At 48.1% G+C, this 15,071-nt stretch carries 15 protein-coding genes and 1 other annotated feature; of the genes, 9 read left to right on the forward strand and 6 right to left on the reverse strand.

The window, feature by feature from the left end; translation table 11 throughout:
* Positions 1–198 precede the first annotated feature (198 nt).
* Genes ABDK92_01650 through ABDK92_01675 form a run of 6 tightly spaced genes read right to left on the reverse strand, consistent with a single transcriptional unit; the run spans position 199 to position 6,443 of the window.
* Positions 199–1,311, reverse strand: coding sequence for a Gfo/Idh/MocA family oxidoreductase (locus ABDK92_01650; protein MEN3185326.1), 1,113 nt, complete (start codon positions 1,309–1,311; stop codon positions 199–201).
* Positions 1,311–2,597 carry a serine--tRNA ligase gene (gene serS / locus ABDK92_01655; GenBank protein MEN3185327.1) on the reverse strand — a complete coding sequence of 429 codons (1,287 nt, stop codon included), beginning with the start codon at positions 2,595–2,597 and terminating at the stop codon, positions 1,311–1,313. Before serS ends, ABDK92_01650 begins: the two co-directional genes overlap by 1 nt.
* Before the next feature lie 13 nt (positions 2,598–2,610).
* Complete coding sequence (locus ABDK92_01660; protein ID MEN3185328.1) at positions 2,611–4,071, reverse strand: RtcB family protein; 1,461 nt, start codon at positions 4,069–4,071, stop codon at positions 2,611–2,613.
* A gap of 23 nt (positions 4,072–4,094) precedes the next feature.
* Positions 4,095–4,514, reverse strand: coding sequence for an archease (locus ABDK92_01665; protein ID MEN3185329.1), 420 nt, complete (start codon positions 4,512–4,514; stop codon positions 4,095–4,097).
* 8 nt (positions 4,515–4,522) lie between these two features.
* Positions 4,523–5,476 carry a hydroxyacid dehydrogenase gene (locus ABDK92_01670; protein MEN3185330.1) on the reverse strand — a complete coding sequence of 318 codons (954 nt, stop codon included), beginning with the start codon at positions 5,474–5,476 and terminating at the stop codon, positions 4,523–4,525.
* Positions 5,469–6,443, reverse strand: a complete 975-nt coding sequence (locus ABDK92_01675) for an aminotransferase class V-fold PLP-dependent enzyme (GenBank protein ID MEN3185331.1) — start codon at positions 6,441–6,443, stop codon at positions 5,469–5,471. Before ABDK92_01675 ends, ABDK92_01670 begins: the two co-directional genes overlap by 8 nt.
* A gap of 30 nt (positions 6,444–6,473) precedes the next feature.
* Positions 6,474–6,682: a binding site (T-box leader), on the reverse strand.
* 211 nt (positions 6,683–6,893) lie between these two features.
* On the opposite strand from ABDK92_01675, the gene ABDK92_01680 reads away from it, so the two are divergent.
* From ABDK92_01680 to ABDK92_01720, 9 genes are all read left to right on the forward strand, one after another.
* A complete protein-coding gene (locus ABDK92_01680; protein MEN3185332.1) occupies positions 6,894–7,094 on the forward strand; it encodes a type II toxin-antitoxin system VapB family antitoxin in 201 nt (66 codons plus the stop codon).
* Entirely contained in the window at positions 7,091–7,489 is a 399-nt protein-coding gene (locus ABDK92_01685; GenBank protein MEN3185333.1) for a PIN domain nuclease, read from the forward strand. Before ABDK92_01680 ends, ABDK92_01685 begins: the two co-directional genes overlap by 4 nt.
* A gap of 176 nt (positions 7,490–7,665) precedes the next feature.
* Complete coding sequence (locus tag ABDK92_01690; GenBank protein ID MEN3185334.1) at positions 7,666–8,220, forward strand: sugar transferase; 555 nt, start codon at positions 7,666–7,668, stop codon at positions 8,218–8,220.
* A gap of 4 nt (positions 8,221–8,224) precedes the next feature.
* On the forward strand, positions 8,225–8,851 hold the full coding sequence (locus ABDK92_01695) for an acetyltransferase (protein MEN3185335.1): 627 nt from the start codon (positions 8,225–8,227) through the stop codon (positions 8,849–8,851).
* A gap of 143 nt (positions 8,852–8,994) precedes the next feature.
* Positions 8,995–10,800, forward strand: a complete 1,806-nt coding sequence (locus ABDK92_01700; protein MEN3185336.1) for a nucleoside-diphosphate sugar epimerase/dehydratase — start codon at positions 8,995–8,997, stop codon at positions 10,798–10,800.
* Positions 10,801–10,904: 104 nt separating this feature from the next.
* Positions 10,905–12,035, forward strand: coding sequence for an aldo/keto reductase (locus tag ABDK92_01705; protein MEN3185337.1), 1,131 nt, complete (start codon positions 10,905–10,907; stop codon positions 12,033–12,035).
* Between the two features lie 91 nt (positions 12,036–12,126).
* Positions 12,127–13,212: an LptF/LptG family permease gene (locus tag ABDK92_01710; protein MEN3185338.1), complete on the forward strand. Its 1,086-nt coding sequence runs from the start codon at positions 12,127–12,129 to the stop codon at positions 13,210–13,212.
* Between the two features lie 4 nt (positions 13,213–13,216).
* Positions 13,217–13,903, forward strand: a complete 687-nt coding sequence (locus tag ABDK92_01715) for a tetratricopeptide repeat protein (GenBank protein MEN3185339.1) — start codon at positions 13,217–13,219, stop codon at positions 13,901–13,903.
* Complete coding sequence (locus tag ABDK92_01720; GenBank protein ID MEN3185340.1) at positions 13,903–15,066, forward strand: tetratricopeptide repeat protein; 1,164 nt, start codon at positions 13,903–13,905, stop codon at positions 15,064–15,066. Before ABDK92_01715 ends, ABDK92_01720 begins: the two co-directional genes overlap by 1 nt.
* The last annotated feature ends 5 nt before the right edge of the window (positions 15,067–15,071 follow it).

Genomic DNA, 15,071 nt, shown 5'->3' on the forward strand with positions numbered 1-15,071 from the left:
ATTTTTGAGGAAAGTTTGAAGTTCCGCAATAACTTACGAAGCTTCAGACTTTTCCGGCATGCCTATGGATATGAGCTGGATAAACGGAAAGTGGCCATCATCCTTGAGGATGTCCAAAACTCAAGGAAACGCTCAAGCTGGATTTTGAGCGTTTCCTGGTTCGCCTCCTGGAGGTTTCTGGATAAAGTAACCAGGAGGTTATTTCCACCCCATCAGCTGGTAGGCTTCCTCTAAAAATGCCTGGACTTTTACCCCGTCTTCGATGGTGGCACCTTGCGCCTTTTGACCACTCCACCGCAGAATAAAATCGTGTATGCAGGCCACATGGGCGTTGGTCCAGCCAAAGGCAAATTTCCCCGGGAGAGCATAGGGATGGGGGAACTGGGCCACGGTTTCAATCTGTTTAAAACCTCGTCTACCACCTATCGGGGCACCAGAGTCGGTAAGGTCGTAGAATTCTAAAAAGTTTGGCTGCATGGAGTTATAGCGGAGAGCTCCTTTACTACCCTCAATTTCAATGCGGATTTCGTCACAGCTTCCGGTAGCAAAACGGCTCGTTTCCAGAGTCCCCTCGGTCTCTTCAGGAAGGGTAAAATGGACCAGTGACCAGTCATCGACTTCGATGGGTTCTTTTTCTTTTGCGCCGGGAGCAATCGGCCTTTCGGTGATGAAGGTCCGTCCTCGGGCGGAGACGATTTCTGGTTCTCCCAGAAGGAAACGCACCAGATCCACAAGATGCGACCCCAGGTCCCACAGGGAACCACCACCGGAAAGGTCTTTTTTGAGCCGCCAGCTCAGCGGGCGCGCTGGGTCCACATATCCAGAGTGAAGGTACGAAAATCGGGTTCGAAAAACCCTGCCGATTTTTCCTTCATCAATCAATTCTCTGGCTTTCTGGATAGCTGGAACAAAACGGTTCTGGAAGGCCATTCCAAATGGGATTCGGGCTTCTTTAACCACCTTTTCCATGGCAAGTGCTTCTTCAAGATTGAGGGCCAGAGGTTTATCGCAATAGATAGCTTTTCCAGCACGGGCTGCTTTTTCCACCACCACTCTATGTCCGGCGTTGGGGAGCGCAACCACCACCATCTCAATCTCTTTATTGTTCAAGAGCATATCGAGTGAATCGGTTGCCCAGATGCCGGTCTCCTGTTGCACCTTTTGTGCTGTTTCGGGACGCGATGTACAAATGCCTCGAATTTCGGGAAGGAAGGGGAGTTCATGAAAGGCGTATGGTAAAACGGAAAGGGCAAGTGCATGAATCCGGCCAATGAAACCAAATCCAACGATACCCACGCCTTTTTTTTCCATCACCGCACCTCGATTGAGGGAATAATCCGGTCTAATCCGTGCATGTACGGACGGAGTGCTTCAGGAATCACCACTGTACCGTCTTTTTCCTGATAATTTTCGAGAATAGCGACCAGAGTCCTTCCTACCGCCAGACCCGAGCCATTTAGGGTATGGACGTGGAGCAATTTTCCTCCGGTGGTACGAAAACGAATATTGGCTCTGCGGGCCTGAAAGTCTTCGAAATTACTGCAGGAAGAAATTTCCCGGTACCTTTCCTGGGAAGGGATCCAGACTTCGATATCGTAAGTTTTGGCTGCTGAAAAACCGAGGTCACCGGTGCAGAGTACCACCACCCGGTAGGGGAGTTCTAAAAGTTGTAAAACCCTTTCGGCGTCGCCGACTAGGGTTTCCAGCTCTTCATAGGAGTGTTCTGGATGGGCGAACTTTACTAGTTCCACCTTGTTAAACTGGTGTTGGCGGATGAGCCCCCGTACATCTTTACCATAGGAGCCGGCTTCCCGCCTGAAGCAAGCGCTGTAGGCGACATAGTAGATAGGAAGGTCTGCTTCGGAGAGGATTTCCCCGGCATGGAGATTGGTGACCGGGACTTCGGCGGTGGGAATGAGGTGTAAATCATCCTGACAGTGGTAAAGGTCGTCGTAGAATTTGGGAAGCTGCCCAGTTCCAGTCATGGTTCTGGTGTTCACCAGAAACGGAGGAAAAACCTCGATGTAACGGTGTTCCTGGGTATGAAGGTCGAGCATGAAATTAATTAAAGCCCGCTCCAGGAGCGCTCCTGCTTTTTTGAGGATCGTAAATCGGGATGAGGCGATTTTCGCTCCCCGCTCAAAGTCAAGGATTCCCAGTTCTTCCCCAAGCTCAAAGTGCGGACGAGGTGAAAAATCGAATTGCCGTGGTGTTCCCCACCTCCGCACTTCTGGGTTCTCTTCCTCGCTTTTTCCCACCGGCACAGTATGGTGAGGAATATTGGGCAAAAGGAGTAACTTCTCCTCCCAAATTTGTTCTGCTTCTTTCAGTTTTCTATCTAAGGTTTCGATTTTTTCGGATATGTCCTCAATTTCCTTAAGAAGGGATTGAACGTCTTTACCATCTTTTTTCCACATCCCCACATTTTTGGAAAGCTGGTTTTTTTGACTTTTCAGCTCGTCGACTTCTTTTTGGAATTTGCGTCGGTTTTCGTCAATGCTGAACAGTTCCTCAAGAAAATTTTCGTCCATATTTCTTTTTTGTAGCGCCTCTCTGACCTTTTCTTTGTTTTCTCGAATCCATTTCCAATCGAGCATAACGTTCCTCCTTTTACCCTTTCATAACTGCTAAGGGTCTTGCATAAACCACCCGTTTTGAGATTCCTGCCTCTTCTACCACCTGTACCACGTCGTTTACGTCTTTGTACGCTTCGGGTATTTCCTCTCGCAGGGTGGCTTTGCTTTCAGCCATGACCAGAATCCCCTTCCCTTTCAGTTCTTCGGCGATGTTTCTTCCCCGAGAAGTGCGGTCGGCTTCCGAACGACTCATCACTCTTCCTGCTCCATGACAGGTGGAGCCAAAGGTTTCTTGCATGGCGAGTTCTGTTCCCAGGAGAACGTATGATCCAGTGCCCATGTCTCCCGGAATGAGTACCGGTTGTCCAGCGCGCTGGTACCGTTGAGGAACGTCTTGGTGTCCTATTCCGAAAGCTCGGGTAGCACCCTTGCGGTGAACGCAGAGCTTTTTCCTTTTTCCTTCCACTTCGTGCTCTTCCACCTTGGCGATGTTATGGGCCACATCGTAAAGGACTTCAATCCCTAAATCCCAGGCTGATTTTTGGAATACTTCTTCGAAAGACTCTCGTACCCAGTGGGTGATGAGCTGTCGGTTGGCCCAAGCAAAGTTGGCAGCACAGGCCATGGCGGCAAAGTATTCTTGTCCTTCAGGGGACTGGAAGGGGGCACAGGCAAGCTGTCGGTCTGGTACTTTGATACCGTAGCGGTTCATGGCTTTTTGCATGGTTTGCAGGGCATCGGTACAGACCTGGTGCCCAAATCCCCGGGAACCGGTATGGACCATAACGAGCACCTGTCCCGAAAATAGACCGAAGATTTCGGCGATATCAGGTCGAAAAACTCGTTCCACCACTTCGATTTCCAGGAAATGATTTCCAGAACCCAAGGTTCCCAATTGTCCTTTCCCACGTTCCATGGCTTTGGCACTCACTGCTTCGGGGTCAGCTCCTTCCATGGCTCCTTTTTCCTCGATGTACTCTTCGTCTTCAGGGAACCCAAATCCTCTTTTAATCATGAACCGGGCTCCTTCTTTCATGGCTTTTTTGAGGTCGCTTACGCTGAAGGAAATTCGCCCTTCTGAACCCACCCCGGAAGGAATGTTCCGAAAAAGCACCGAAAGGAGTTTCTCAAGATGTGGTTTTACTTCTTCTGCATTGAGATTGGTTTTAATGAGCCGTACCCCGCAGTTGATGTCAAAACCCACTCCCCCCGGGGAAATTACCCCTCCTGCCTCAATATCGGTTGCGGCCACGCCTCCAATGGGGAAGCCATAACCCCAGTGAATATCGGGCATGGCCATAGACCTTCCCACAATCCCAGGCAAACACGCCACATTGGCTACCTGTTCCGGAGCCTGGTCTTTCCGAATGGCCTGAGTCATCCGTTCGCTGGCGTAGATGATTCCATCAACCAGCATTCCCTTTTTGTACTCCTGGGGTATGATCCAGCGCCAGTTATCGAGTTTTCGTAACGGTCCACTCCATACCTCAGCCATATGTCTTCATCCTCCCCAGCATGTCAGATATCAAAATAGACCTGGGCTCGAAAGTGTTGAGGGTGAATTTCCTCGACTTTAACCTCATAATAAGTGCAAGCCTTGATCACCCGCTGGATGAGGTGTTTTTCCTGGTCAATTGATTCTCCTGAAACTTTTGCCTTCAGATAGTACTGTCCCAATTCTTCAATGGCAAAACACGTAAGGAGGTATCCCTCGGCTTCAAAGAGATACAGCAACTCATTGAGCCAGGTCACCAGGAGGTCTTCGTAGTCGTTGCCCTTCACCTCAACGGTTACTGTTGTGCGACACTCTACATTTCCTAACTCACTAATGAGGGAAAACATTCCCAAGGCAGCGTTGGCAAAGAGCGCTTCGAGCGTTTCTCCCCAGGCAACTAACCCCACGTCAGCGGTATGGTCAAGAATTTCAAATGGTTTCATAATTCCTCCTAATATCCGATTGGCACTCCCTCTCCAATGCGAAAAATAGCCTTCAGTTTGTTGATTAAAATCTCTGTAGCGTTCACGAAGGCTTCTTCGGTGCTCCCCCCAATGTGGGGTGTGCAGATTACATTCTCTTTCCGCAGACAGCTTACATCGGTTGGCGGTTCGGTATCATAGACATCGAGGGCGGCGCCTGCCAGATGTCCTTCATCAAGCGCCTGTAACAACGCTCCCTGGTTGACCACCTTGCCTCGGGAAGTGTTGATCAGGTAGGCCCCCTTTTTCATCTTCTTAATGGCTTCTTCGGAGATCAACCCTTCGGTATCTTTATTCAGCACCACATGAAGTGAAATGATGTCACTTTTTTCCAAGAGTTCATCCAGACGCATAGCCCGTTTCACACCCTTATTGTTGAACTCTTCGTCTTCCACGTAGGGGTCGTAGGCAATCACTTCTGCACGCAAGGCCTTGGCGATCTCAGCAACCCTTCGGCCAATACCCCCAAAACCAATGATTCCCCAAATTTTCCCTTCCACCGTTTGGCCAGTGTACTTGTTTTTTGCCCACTGTCCTTCTTTTAAAAGGGAGCAAGCGGGGCACACGTGCCGCAACAGCGCGATTGCTAAACCAACTGTGAGTTCAGCCACGCTCGAGGCTGATGCTTCGGGAGAATTAATCACCTGAATACCTCGCGCTTCACAGGCTTTCTTATCGATATTATCTGTTCCCACTCCCGGTCTTGCCACCACCTTCAGGTTTGGGGCGTTCATCACCACGTTTGCAGTGACTTTGGGTTTCGAACGGACCACAAAGACATGTTTGTCCTTTATGGCACGAATGATGTCGGCTTCGTCATCAGAAGGGAGCACTTCGACTGGACCAATTTCTTCGGTGAATCGCTTCACCATATCCTCTGGTACACCGTGGGCGCACAGAATACGAATTTCCTCCTTACTCATTGTAATACACCTCCTGAGCTCTATTAATTCCCTCTTGAATCCTAAGGGGAATTCCTTGGCTCGATACAATCGTTCCCAGAACATGACACAAAGCCACGATGAGTTGAGGCGTTCGATATTCCCGGTGGTCAATGCGGATGATCTGGTTTTCCTTCCGTTTTAATCGGTTTACACCTCCCATATCTTGTTTGACAAGGTCATCGAGCACCTGGTCCACATCCACACCTCCAGGAAGACGAATGGTGGTGAAAACTGGTGAAGCGATTTCGTCCCTTTTAACCAGAAGCTCTAATCCCATGGTTTTTATGCCAGCGCGGAGGGTTTTTTTGATTTTCTGGTACTCTATAAGGCGATTTTTTTCGAGCATCGTTTCAATTGAAGCAAGGAATTGAGAGGAAAATTGGCCTCCGTAAGGGTATTGCCAGTCATCGGTCCTCTGAAAACCTCTTAAAGCTTTTTTGCTGGTGCTTACAAGATGTATCGCTTCCGATGCCCCTGTTACCAGAACATCCACATCCCATTCATCCACGGCAAGTTCTACCATCCCCAGCGTATCCCAGGCTGAAACTACACAACCAATCCCTTTTGCCCGACACGTTTTTGCAATCGGTGCAACGTCCACTACCAGTCCCGTCGATGTTTCGTGAACGGTGAGAAGCAATCCTTTTATGGTTTTTCCACCGATGCTTTGCCAGAGGAGTTCGATATCCTCTTCTCGTATCGTTTCTCCCCACTCACTGCCCAGGCGAATGACGTTAAACCCTGACTGTTCGGCAATACTTGCCCAGTGGTCACTATCTTCCCCCATAATGGGTACAAGAAGTGTCGCTCCTGGTGGGAAAAAGCTAACCGTCACTTTTGCTAAGACGGTATTTTTGACCTCTGGCCACAGCATCACATCACTTTTTGTTCCCAGGGTCATTTTCAGTTTAGATATGACCTCTTGAACGGACCTTTGCTCCTCCATATTCGCCCCCATTTAAATAAAAAACTCTCGCCCAGGGGCGAGAGTTTTCCCGCGGTGCCACCCTCATTCAATGGGTTCACCCATCCTCATTAGGCTAACGCCTTCGGCGGAAGTAGCTACTCTCCTTTCACCACTTCGGCTCCAGGACGGATTCAAAGGAGAGAAAAACCGGTTTACACCTTCATCCGGATCTCTGTGTATTTCTCTTTCCTTTTACTATTTCCCTTCTTCGCCTTTATCAATTATTGAATTGACCATATCTTAACTAGCTTCAAAGGGAAAGTCAAGGAAGTGGAAGAGAAAGTTTTGAGAAAAAGAGACAGCCGAGAATCAAGAAATGGTTTGAGTTTTACCTTTTTTCCTGGGCAGTGGAAGCAGACACGATGCTTTCTCAGTTGGATTGACCTTCCTCTTTGTATGCATTAAAATGTGTATTGGGAGGTGTATTCAATGCGTACGAATATTGTCATTGACGATGAACTCTTAAAGGAAGCAATGGAATTAGCCCGGGTCAAAACCAAAAAAGAGGCTGTGGCGGTTGCCCTCCAGGAATTCGTCCGAAATAGAAGGAGAAAAAATCTTGGGGAATTGAAGGGGAAAATACAATTCGCTGAAGAGTACGATTATAAAAGTATGAGGAATACCCTGTGATTCTGGTCGACACTTCGGTGCTCATCCCCTTTCTGAAAGGAATCGAAAACGAAAAAACCAGAAAATTTGAGGAACTGCTCAAGAAGAGTATTCCTTTTGGAATCAATTATTGCATTTACCAGGAAGTTTTGCAGGGTGCTCGAGACGAAAAGGAATTCAGAGTCTTGGAAAAGTACCTCTCTTCGCAGATATTTTATGAATTCCAATATGGTCGTGAATCGTATCAAAAAGCAGCCCTTCTTTATCTCCGTTGCCGGAAAGCGGGGTTCACGATACGCAGTACCGTCGATCTTATCATCGTTCAGACAGCGATTGAAAATGGTCTCTACCTTTTGCATGACGACCGAGATTTCACAATCATTGCCAGAGTCGAGAATAAATTGATGGAATGGTAAAGGCAACGTGTCGTTTGGTTTTCGGTTTGCCATTCTTTAGAAAGTTGAAACCAGAAAACCAGACGTTTCTGCCTGTTCTGCGTGTTAAAATAATAATATAGGTGTTCGATGTGGGTACTATCTGGCATCAAAAATTGGGAAAGAGGCTTCTTGATCTTATTTTGGCCGCAGTGGCAATGGTAGTGCTTTCTCCGGTCATTGTGGTGGTGGCATCACTCATTTATTTCACCATGGGTAGGCCAGTACTGTTTCGTCAGCGCCGCCCTGGCCTCCACGGGAAACCATTTCTCCTTTATAAGTTTCGGACCATGCTGGTACTCTATGACCAGGAAGGTAATCCTCTTCCTGATGAGAAACGCTTGACGAAATTGGGAAAATTCCTGCGTCGCACTTCCTTAGACGAACTTCCAGAATTATGGAATATCCTGCGGGGGGATATGAGTTTTGTCGGTCCCAGACCTTTACTCATGGAATACCTTTCGCGCTACACCCCGGAACAGGCCCGTCGCCATGAAGTAAAACCAGGCCTCACTGGATGGGCTCAGGTCCACGGACGAAATGCCATATCCTGGGAGGAAAAGTTTAAGCTGGATGTGTGGTACGTGGACCACTGGAATTTGAAGCTGGATTTGCAAATCCTCTGGAAGACGTTATTTTTGGTGTTGAAAGGGGAAGGCATTAGTGCTGAAGGACATGTCACTATGCCTGAATTTAGGGGAAAAACGGGGTGAAGCAATGAACGGAGTTGTGGTTGTGGGGGGAGGAGGGCATGCCAAAGTGGTTCTCGCTACGCTTTTAGCGGCGGATTTTTCGGTCGAGGGAATTCTTGATGATAATGAGACAAAGTGGGGGCGAAAAATCTTTGATATTCCCATCCTCGGTCCTCTGGAGATGCTTCGATCGGGAAAGTTTGTTCGGGCTGTTGTTGCCGTGGGCGACAATAAGATGCGCAAAAAAATTGTAGAAGACTTCGGGGGTTGTTGTGAATGGGTTACCGCCGTTCATCCTCATTCTTTTGTTTCCCAGGATGTCAGGATTGGAAAAGGAACGGTAGTATTTGCAGGTACTGTGATTCAGCCTGGCACCGCGGTAGGAGACCATGTTATTATTAATACCGGCGTGACTGTGGATCACGACTGCACTGTGGGCGATTTTGTTCACCTTGCTCCTGGGGTACATCTTGCAGGTTCGGTTGTGGTTGAGGAAGGGAGTTTTTTGGGTATTGGTAGCGTAGTGATACCCGAAAAATCGGTCGGTTGCTGGGCTACCGTAGGTGCAGGAGCGGTGGTTATTCGAGATGTTCCTCCTTTGACCACCGTAGTGGGTATACCTGCAAAACCTGTACTGGGTGAGAAGAAGTAAATTACCTACCATGGAAAAACAAATTGACAGACATTGTGAGGAAAAAAACAATATAGGAGGGATGCATTCTTGATGAAGCTTATAAAAGGGTTTCAGGTGATTTAATGTCCTCTTCCTTTTTCAAAAGCGCGGTGGGGCATTTTTTGATTGACATTGCATCCCTGGTGTTGGCTACTGTTTTTGCCTTCTTTTTCCGATTTGAGTTTCGTTTGCCACAGGTTTATGCGCGGGTGATTCCTTGGGTGATTCTCAGAGAAATTCCTATTTTTCTCGTTTTCTATTTTCTTTTTCGCATTCATCAGCCGTTATGGGAGTATTTCAGTCTCGATGCTCTGCGGGACCTGGTGTTGGTTATAACCCTGGAAAAACTTACCTTTACGTTCCTGTATTTTATTTTTCCTTTTCAAAGTTTCCCCCGGTCGGTGGTGGTCATCTCCTATACCACCACCCTGCTTTTCCTTTTTTTTGTGAGGGTGGTAGTCCGATGGTGGCATGAGAGGGAGAAAAGGAGAGAGGGTGTCAGGGGTGTGGCCCGGTCCAAGAGGGTTCTTGTTATCGGAGCTGGCGACGCCGGAGAGAAAATCCTGCGAGAGATTAAGGCGCACCCTGAGCTTGGATATGAGGTGGTTGGATTGCTCGATGATGACCGTCACAAAAGAGGAAAGGTGATTCACGGAGCGAGAATTTTGGGAGGCATTGGGGATTTGCCCAGAATGGTGCAGGATTTGCATGTACATGAGGTCCTGATTGCCATTCCGTCGGCAAAACCGTCACTTTTCAGGCAAATTGTGACCCTGGCCTCTTCGGTAAAGGTTGCTTTGCGCACCTTGCCTGGTATATGGGAACTCATCGATGGGACAGTGAGCGTGAGCAAGCTGCGCAGAGTAAAGCTGGAAGACCTTCTGGAACGAGAGGTGGTAAGCCTTGATTCTTCTGCCATCAGCGAATATCTTGCGGACCGGGTGGTTCTTGTAACCGGTGCAGGAGGATCGATTGGTTCAGAAATTTGCCGACAGGTGGTTATGTACCATCCAAGAAGACTCCTTCTTCTTGGGCGGGGCGAGAATAGCATTTTTAATGTGGAGCTCGAACTCAGGTGGAAATATCCTGAACTCTCAATGCGAAGCTACATCGCCGACATCCGGGATAGGGAACGGATTTTGGCCATCTTTGCCAGGGAAAAGCCAGAAGTGGTCTTTCATGCCGCGGCTCACAAACATGTACCATTGATGGAGGAAAACCCCTATGAAGCGATAACCAATAACATTTTTGGTACCGTGAACGTGATTGGAGCTTCTAGAGCTTACGGGGTGAAAAAGTTAATTTTTATATCGACTGATAAAGCTGTGTATCCTGCAAATATCATGGGAGCCACCAAAAGAATTGGAGAAATGCTTCTGCGTGCTTATAGTGATTCGTCCACTCAGCTTATCGGAGTGCGCTTTGGGAATGTGCTGGGGAGTCGGGGAAGCGTGGTGGAGGTGTTTCGAAAGCAACTGGAGGAGGGTTTACCCCTAACCATTACCCATCCTGACATGGAACGGTTTTTCATGACCATTGAAGAAGCAGTGGGACTTGTCCTGCAGGCTGGGGCAATGGGTCGTTCCGGAGATCTGTTTGTCCTGGACATGGGAAAGCCAGTCAAAATTCTGGATCTTGCCCGAAATTTCGTTGAGCTTTCAGGATATACCCTTGAGGAAGTCGGGATTCGGTTCATCGGAACGCGTTCAGGAGAACGAATTCGAGAAGACCTCTGGGAAAAAGAGGAAAAGGTTGAAAAAACCGTACATCCCAAAATCTTGCGAGTGCTTTCTTGGGGTGTTGTGGATGACTCCTTTCTGCGGGAACTGGAAAGATTCAAAGATCACGCAAAAGCCGAAAATCCTTCGGAATGTCTTGCTCTGCTTCAAGACATCATTGCTCGGTTCGGGACTCCAAAAGGAAGTTAATGATATCGACTTTCGGCAATAATCTGAAGCGGAATATCTTTCTGGAAGATTTGATTCTAAGCGTGATAGACGTTGTGGAATAATATCTTGAGGAGGTACAGAGCATGGAAAAACGAAGACTCGGTCAGACCGATGTAACCCTTTCCTTGGTCGGCCTTGGTGGTTTTCACCTGGTGGAACTCCTTTTTGAGGATGCGGTGCGGTTGGTGAATGGCTATCTTGATCTGGGAGGAAATTATCTGGAAACAGCGGAAAGTTATGGCCATGGAGATTCGGAACGAAAGATTGGTGCCGTGTTAAAAACTCGCCGCAGGGAATGCGTGGTGGCGACGAAATCAAAAAGTAGAACCAGGAAAGAAATTGTACAATCAATCGATGGAAGCCTCAAGAGATTGCAGACGGACTGGATTGACCTCTTTTTTATCCATGAGTTCAACCGCTATGAGGTCCTCGATGCGGTGAGTGCTCCAGGTGGAGCGCTGGAAGGGATAGAAGAGGCCAAAAATGCTGGGAAAATCCGTTACGTAGCTTTTTCAAACCACGTAACCCCAGAAGTGGCTGAAAAGGCGCTTTCGCTCTATCCATTTGATGCTCTAATGATTCCCCTAAATTATTTTGATCGGTTTCATTTTCCAGGTTGGGAAGAAAGAGTGATACCTCTGGCACAGTTAAAAGGTGCTGGAGTACTGGCCATGAAGGTTTTTTCTGATGGGTTTTTGTGGCAAAACCCTGAGGCAGCCCTCCGGTATACGCTTTCGCTTCCGGTGAGCTGTCTGGTTCTGGGGGCCAATACCGAAGAGTACCTGCGAAGCGATATGGCTTTGGTGGAACAACTCACCCCCATGAGCGAGGAAGAGAAAGAACGGTGGTTTTTCGATGCTCCAGAACTCGGTCAGTACGTGTGTCGGCAGTGCGGTAAGTGTCTGCCTTGCCCACAGGGGATTGATATCCCAAAGATTTTCCTCCTTGAAGGGCAATATGACCGACAAATGAAGGATGACCAGGTTCGCAATCCAGCGGAATATGCCCTCCGGGACCGCCTGCGTTTCTGGTTTGGGAACCAGGACTATGCGCAGGAAACCTATGCATCGATGGCGCCAAACGCTCTTACCTGTAATCAGTGTGGTGAATGTGAAAAACGCTGTCCGTACGGGTTACGCATTGTGCGAAAACTGGTCATTGCCCATGAGAAGCTGACGGATAGCCGTCCTGCAGGATATACCCGAATTTTCTGAGGGATAAATATCGTTACGCCGTGAAACTCAGCGACTTCAAAAGAGGTAGAAACTAATTACCAAAATTTTTTCCAAAGGATGTGGTGTCTTTTTGTTTGCCAAGGTTTTGGACCGATATGTGATGAGAGAAAGTGCTTCAGGAATGTTTCTGTGGGTCGGCGCAGTGACCATTGTGATGCTTGTTCAGGTACTTTTCGAGCTGGCAGAGTTTTTTGTGAATGAACAGGTTCCCTTGTTTGTGGCGATAGAAATCTTACTCCTCTACATTCCGGCTCAGATGGTGATGACCTTTCCCATTTCCGCACTTCTTGCGGCGGAACTCAATCTGGGAAGGCTAAGCCGGGATAGCGAACTCGTGGCCATTGAGGCAAGTGGAGTGAGCTTGAAGCGATTTCTCTGGCCTTATATTGTGTTTTCGCTTCTGGTGGCGTTGGGGTCTTTTGCCCTCAACGACCTGGTGGTTCCGGAAACTAACCATCGTGCCCAAGTTCTTTTGCGGGAATACGTTTACAAGAAGACTCCGCCCAGAATTCAGCAGAATGTCTTTTTCCGTGATTCGGAAGACCGCTATTTTTATGTGAATGAACTTGATAACCGTACCTGGGAAATGCGTCGAGTGATCATCTATGAGATGGGTAAGTCCCGCTTCTTTCCCAATGTGATTGTGGCTCAGAGAGCGCGCTGGTTAGAGGATCAGTGGCTCCTTGAAGACGGAGTACTGAGTCGGTACAACGATGAGGGTCGCCTGGAAGAAGAGATGGCCTTTTCGCGGATGACCATTGACATGAGAGAGGAACTCAAGGAATTTTTTGAAAAACAGCGCAATCCTGAGGAAATGTCTTTTCGGGAGCTCCGCCAGCAAATTGAAATCCTCAAGAAAGCTGGGTCAAATACCCAAAAGCTTGAAGTGGCCTATCACCTCAAATTTGCTCTTCCCTTTTCCGCTCTGATGTTTATTCTGATAGGAATGCCCCTGGGGTTGCAACGACGAAAAGATAGCAAAACCCTGGGAGTGATTGTCACCGTAATCCTTGCCTTCGTTTACTATATCCTTCTTTCGGTTTTTCGCTCTCTGGGGCGGGGAGAGATTATGGTTCCCTGGCTTGCAGCCTGGATGCCAGACATCGTATTTGGTGTTTTTGGTTTTGTGTTATACTTGCTGATGGATAGGAAGTGAGAGGATGCGATACGGAAAATGGTTGGGAATCTTCTTGTTGGTTTTTTTTCATGGCTTGGGCTCGGCTTCCGTGCTGGAACATCACGTTGACCTGGTGGAGCAGGCGCTCAACGCTAAGACGGAGGGGGATTACACCAGGGCGATGGCGCTTCTTGAACAGTGTGTCCAGGAGGGGGTGCGGCTTCACGATGCCTATTACGAGATGGGTTTGATTCTTCTGGAAAAAGGAGAATATCGTAAAGCCCTGTCGATTTCGGGAAAGGCGGTGCAGGCTTTTTGGAAACATCTGGCCGAAAACCCTGAGGACCACTGGAGCTGGTTGCGATTGGGATATATCCACGAATTGCGCAGTGAAGCTCCTACAATCAACGAATGGCAGAAAGCACTGATGGCCCTAAAAAAAGCCGTGGAGCTTTCTCCTCAAAATCCTCTATACCTTTTGCATTTGGGTTTTGTCTATTACCGGATGAAGGAACATGATGAAGCCGAAGAAGCTCTGCGCCTGGCGCTTTCTCTTCAACCTGATAACGTGGAAATTCATTATTTTTTGGCTCTTATCCTGAAAGCGCAGGGAAAAAACGAGGAGGCCAAGGAAAAATTTCGTTTCGTGGTTGAACATGCTTCTTCGGATTACAGAAACTATGGTTTGGCAAAGAGAGAATTGGCGAGCCTGGAAAGGATGGAACGCTGATGAAAAGGTGTCTTGCTCTGGGGATGGTGGTCATTCTGGTCTTTTTGACCGGTTGCTTGGGGAATGTCAAGAAGGGGTCGATAGAAGGGGAAGTGTGGGGAGGTAATGGCCCTCTTACGGGAGCCCTGGTTGAAGCAGGGGGTGTAAAAGCGATTACGGACAGTGAGGGACATTTTCGCCTTGAGGACGTTCCAGCGGGGCAGACTTTTGTCTTTTTCTCGGCTGATTCGTATGTGGGTGCGTTTCGACAGGTGTCTGTCTCTCCAGATGAAACGGTTTTTCTTTCAGTGATTACGCTCCTTCCTCAATCCGAAAGGACTTTAAAGGAATATGTTTTTCTTCTCTATGAAAGTGGATTGTATGAGCGGGCACTTCGGGAAGCCGAGGTATTCCTTGTTTTGTATCCTTCAAGTCGTGATGTGTTTGATATCAGGTTTGTCAAGGGTGCTTCGCTTTTTGAGCTTGACCGGTATTTTGAAGCGGTTTCAGTCCTTGAATCTGTTACATCCTCTGCGAGTGACTTTGCCGATGACGCTCAGTACCTGATTGCCAAAAGTTTTGGGGAGGGGCTGAAAGATTACTGGAAGGCTATTGTAGAATACCAGCGTTTTGTGGAGCAATATTCCCAGAGCGAACTTTTGGGGAATGCGTATTATGAAATGGGGGATTGTTACTACATTGTGGGTGAATACACCAAAGCCCTTTCTGCTTATGAAAATGCCGTCAATCAGGGTGGTGAAGCGGGTCGAAAAGCACTGTATTCCATGGCTCATTGCCTTTATAAGCTGGAATTCTATAACCGGGCAGCCAGCCGGTTTTTAGAGTACGTGGAAAAATATCCTGATACTGACCTTTCTGATGACGCCCAGTACTTTGCTGGTGCTTCGTTTTATAAAGCATCCCGTTTTTCGGAAGCGCTATCGTCCTTTGAAACCTGTATCACCCGGTATCCCCAGGGGAAATGGTATAATGGCATACTCATTGCTCCTGCGGCCCTTTTCCATAAAGGTCTGTGCTTGGAAAAGTTAGGACGGTACCTGGAAGCCTATGAGGTCTATTTGGGTATTGTCCGGGATTATCCGGGTGCTAAATGGGCGGATGGATCATCTTTGATTCAGAGCGTCTATTTTCGCATTAACTGGCTGAAACAAAACTTCCTGTAAGTTTG

This window comes from Atribacterota bacterium (assembly GCA_039638595.1).
GTDB lineage: Bacteria > Atribacterota > Atribacteria > Atribacterales > Caldatribacteriaceae > Profundicultor > Profundicultor thermophilus.

Bases quoted from the DNA above. Each gene is read 5' to 3' on its own strand.
- ABDK92_01650 (MEN3185326.1), bottom strand. From the start codon at position 1,311: ATGGAAAAAAAAGGCGTGGGTATCGTTGGATTTGGTTTCATTGGCCGG.
- serS (MEN3185327.1), bottom strand. From the start codon at position 2,597: ATGCTCGATTGGAAATGGATTCGAGAAAACAAAGAAAAGGTCAGAGAG.
- ABDK92_01660 (MEN3185328.1), bottom strand. From the start codon at position 4,071: ATGGCTGAGGTATGGAGTGGACCGTTACGAAAACTCGATAACTGGCGC.
- ABDK92_01665 (MEN3185329.1), bottom strand. From the start codon at position 4,514: ATGAAACCATTTGAAATTCTTGACCATACCGCTGACGTGGGGTTAGTT.
- ABDK92_01670 (MEN3185330.1), bottom strand. From the start codon at position 5,476: ATGAGTAAGGAGGAAATTCGTATTCTGTGCGCCCACGGTGTACCAGAG.
- ABDK92_01675 (MEN3185331.1), bottom strand. From the start codon at position 6,443: ATGGAGGAGCAAAGGTCCGTTCAAGAGGTCATATCTAAACTGAAAATG.
- ABDK92_01680 (MEN3185332.1), top strand. From the start codon at position 6,894: ATGCGTACGAATATTGTCATTGACGATGAACTCTTAAAGGAAGCAATG.
- ABDK92_01690 (MEN3185334.1), top strand. From the start codon at position 7,666: ATGGTAGTGCTTTCTCCGGTCATTGTGGTGGTGGCATCACTCATTTAT.
- ABDK92_01695 (MEN3185335.1), top strand. From the start codon at position 8,225: ATGAACGGAGTTGTGGTTGTGGGGGGAGGAGGGCATGCCAAAGTGGTT.
- ABDK92_01705 (MEN3185337.1), top strand. From the start codon at position 10,905: ATGGAAAAACGAAGACTCGGTCAGACCGATGTAACCCTTTCCTTGGTC.
- ABDK92_01715 (MEN3185339.1), top strand. From the start codon at position 13,217: ATGCGATACGGAAAATGGTTGGGAATCTTCTTGTTGGTTTTTTTTCAT.
- ABDK92_01720 (MEN3185340.1), top strand. From the start codon at position 13,903: ATGAAAAGGTGTCTTGCTCTGGGGATGGTGGTCATTCTGGTCTTTTTG.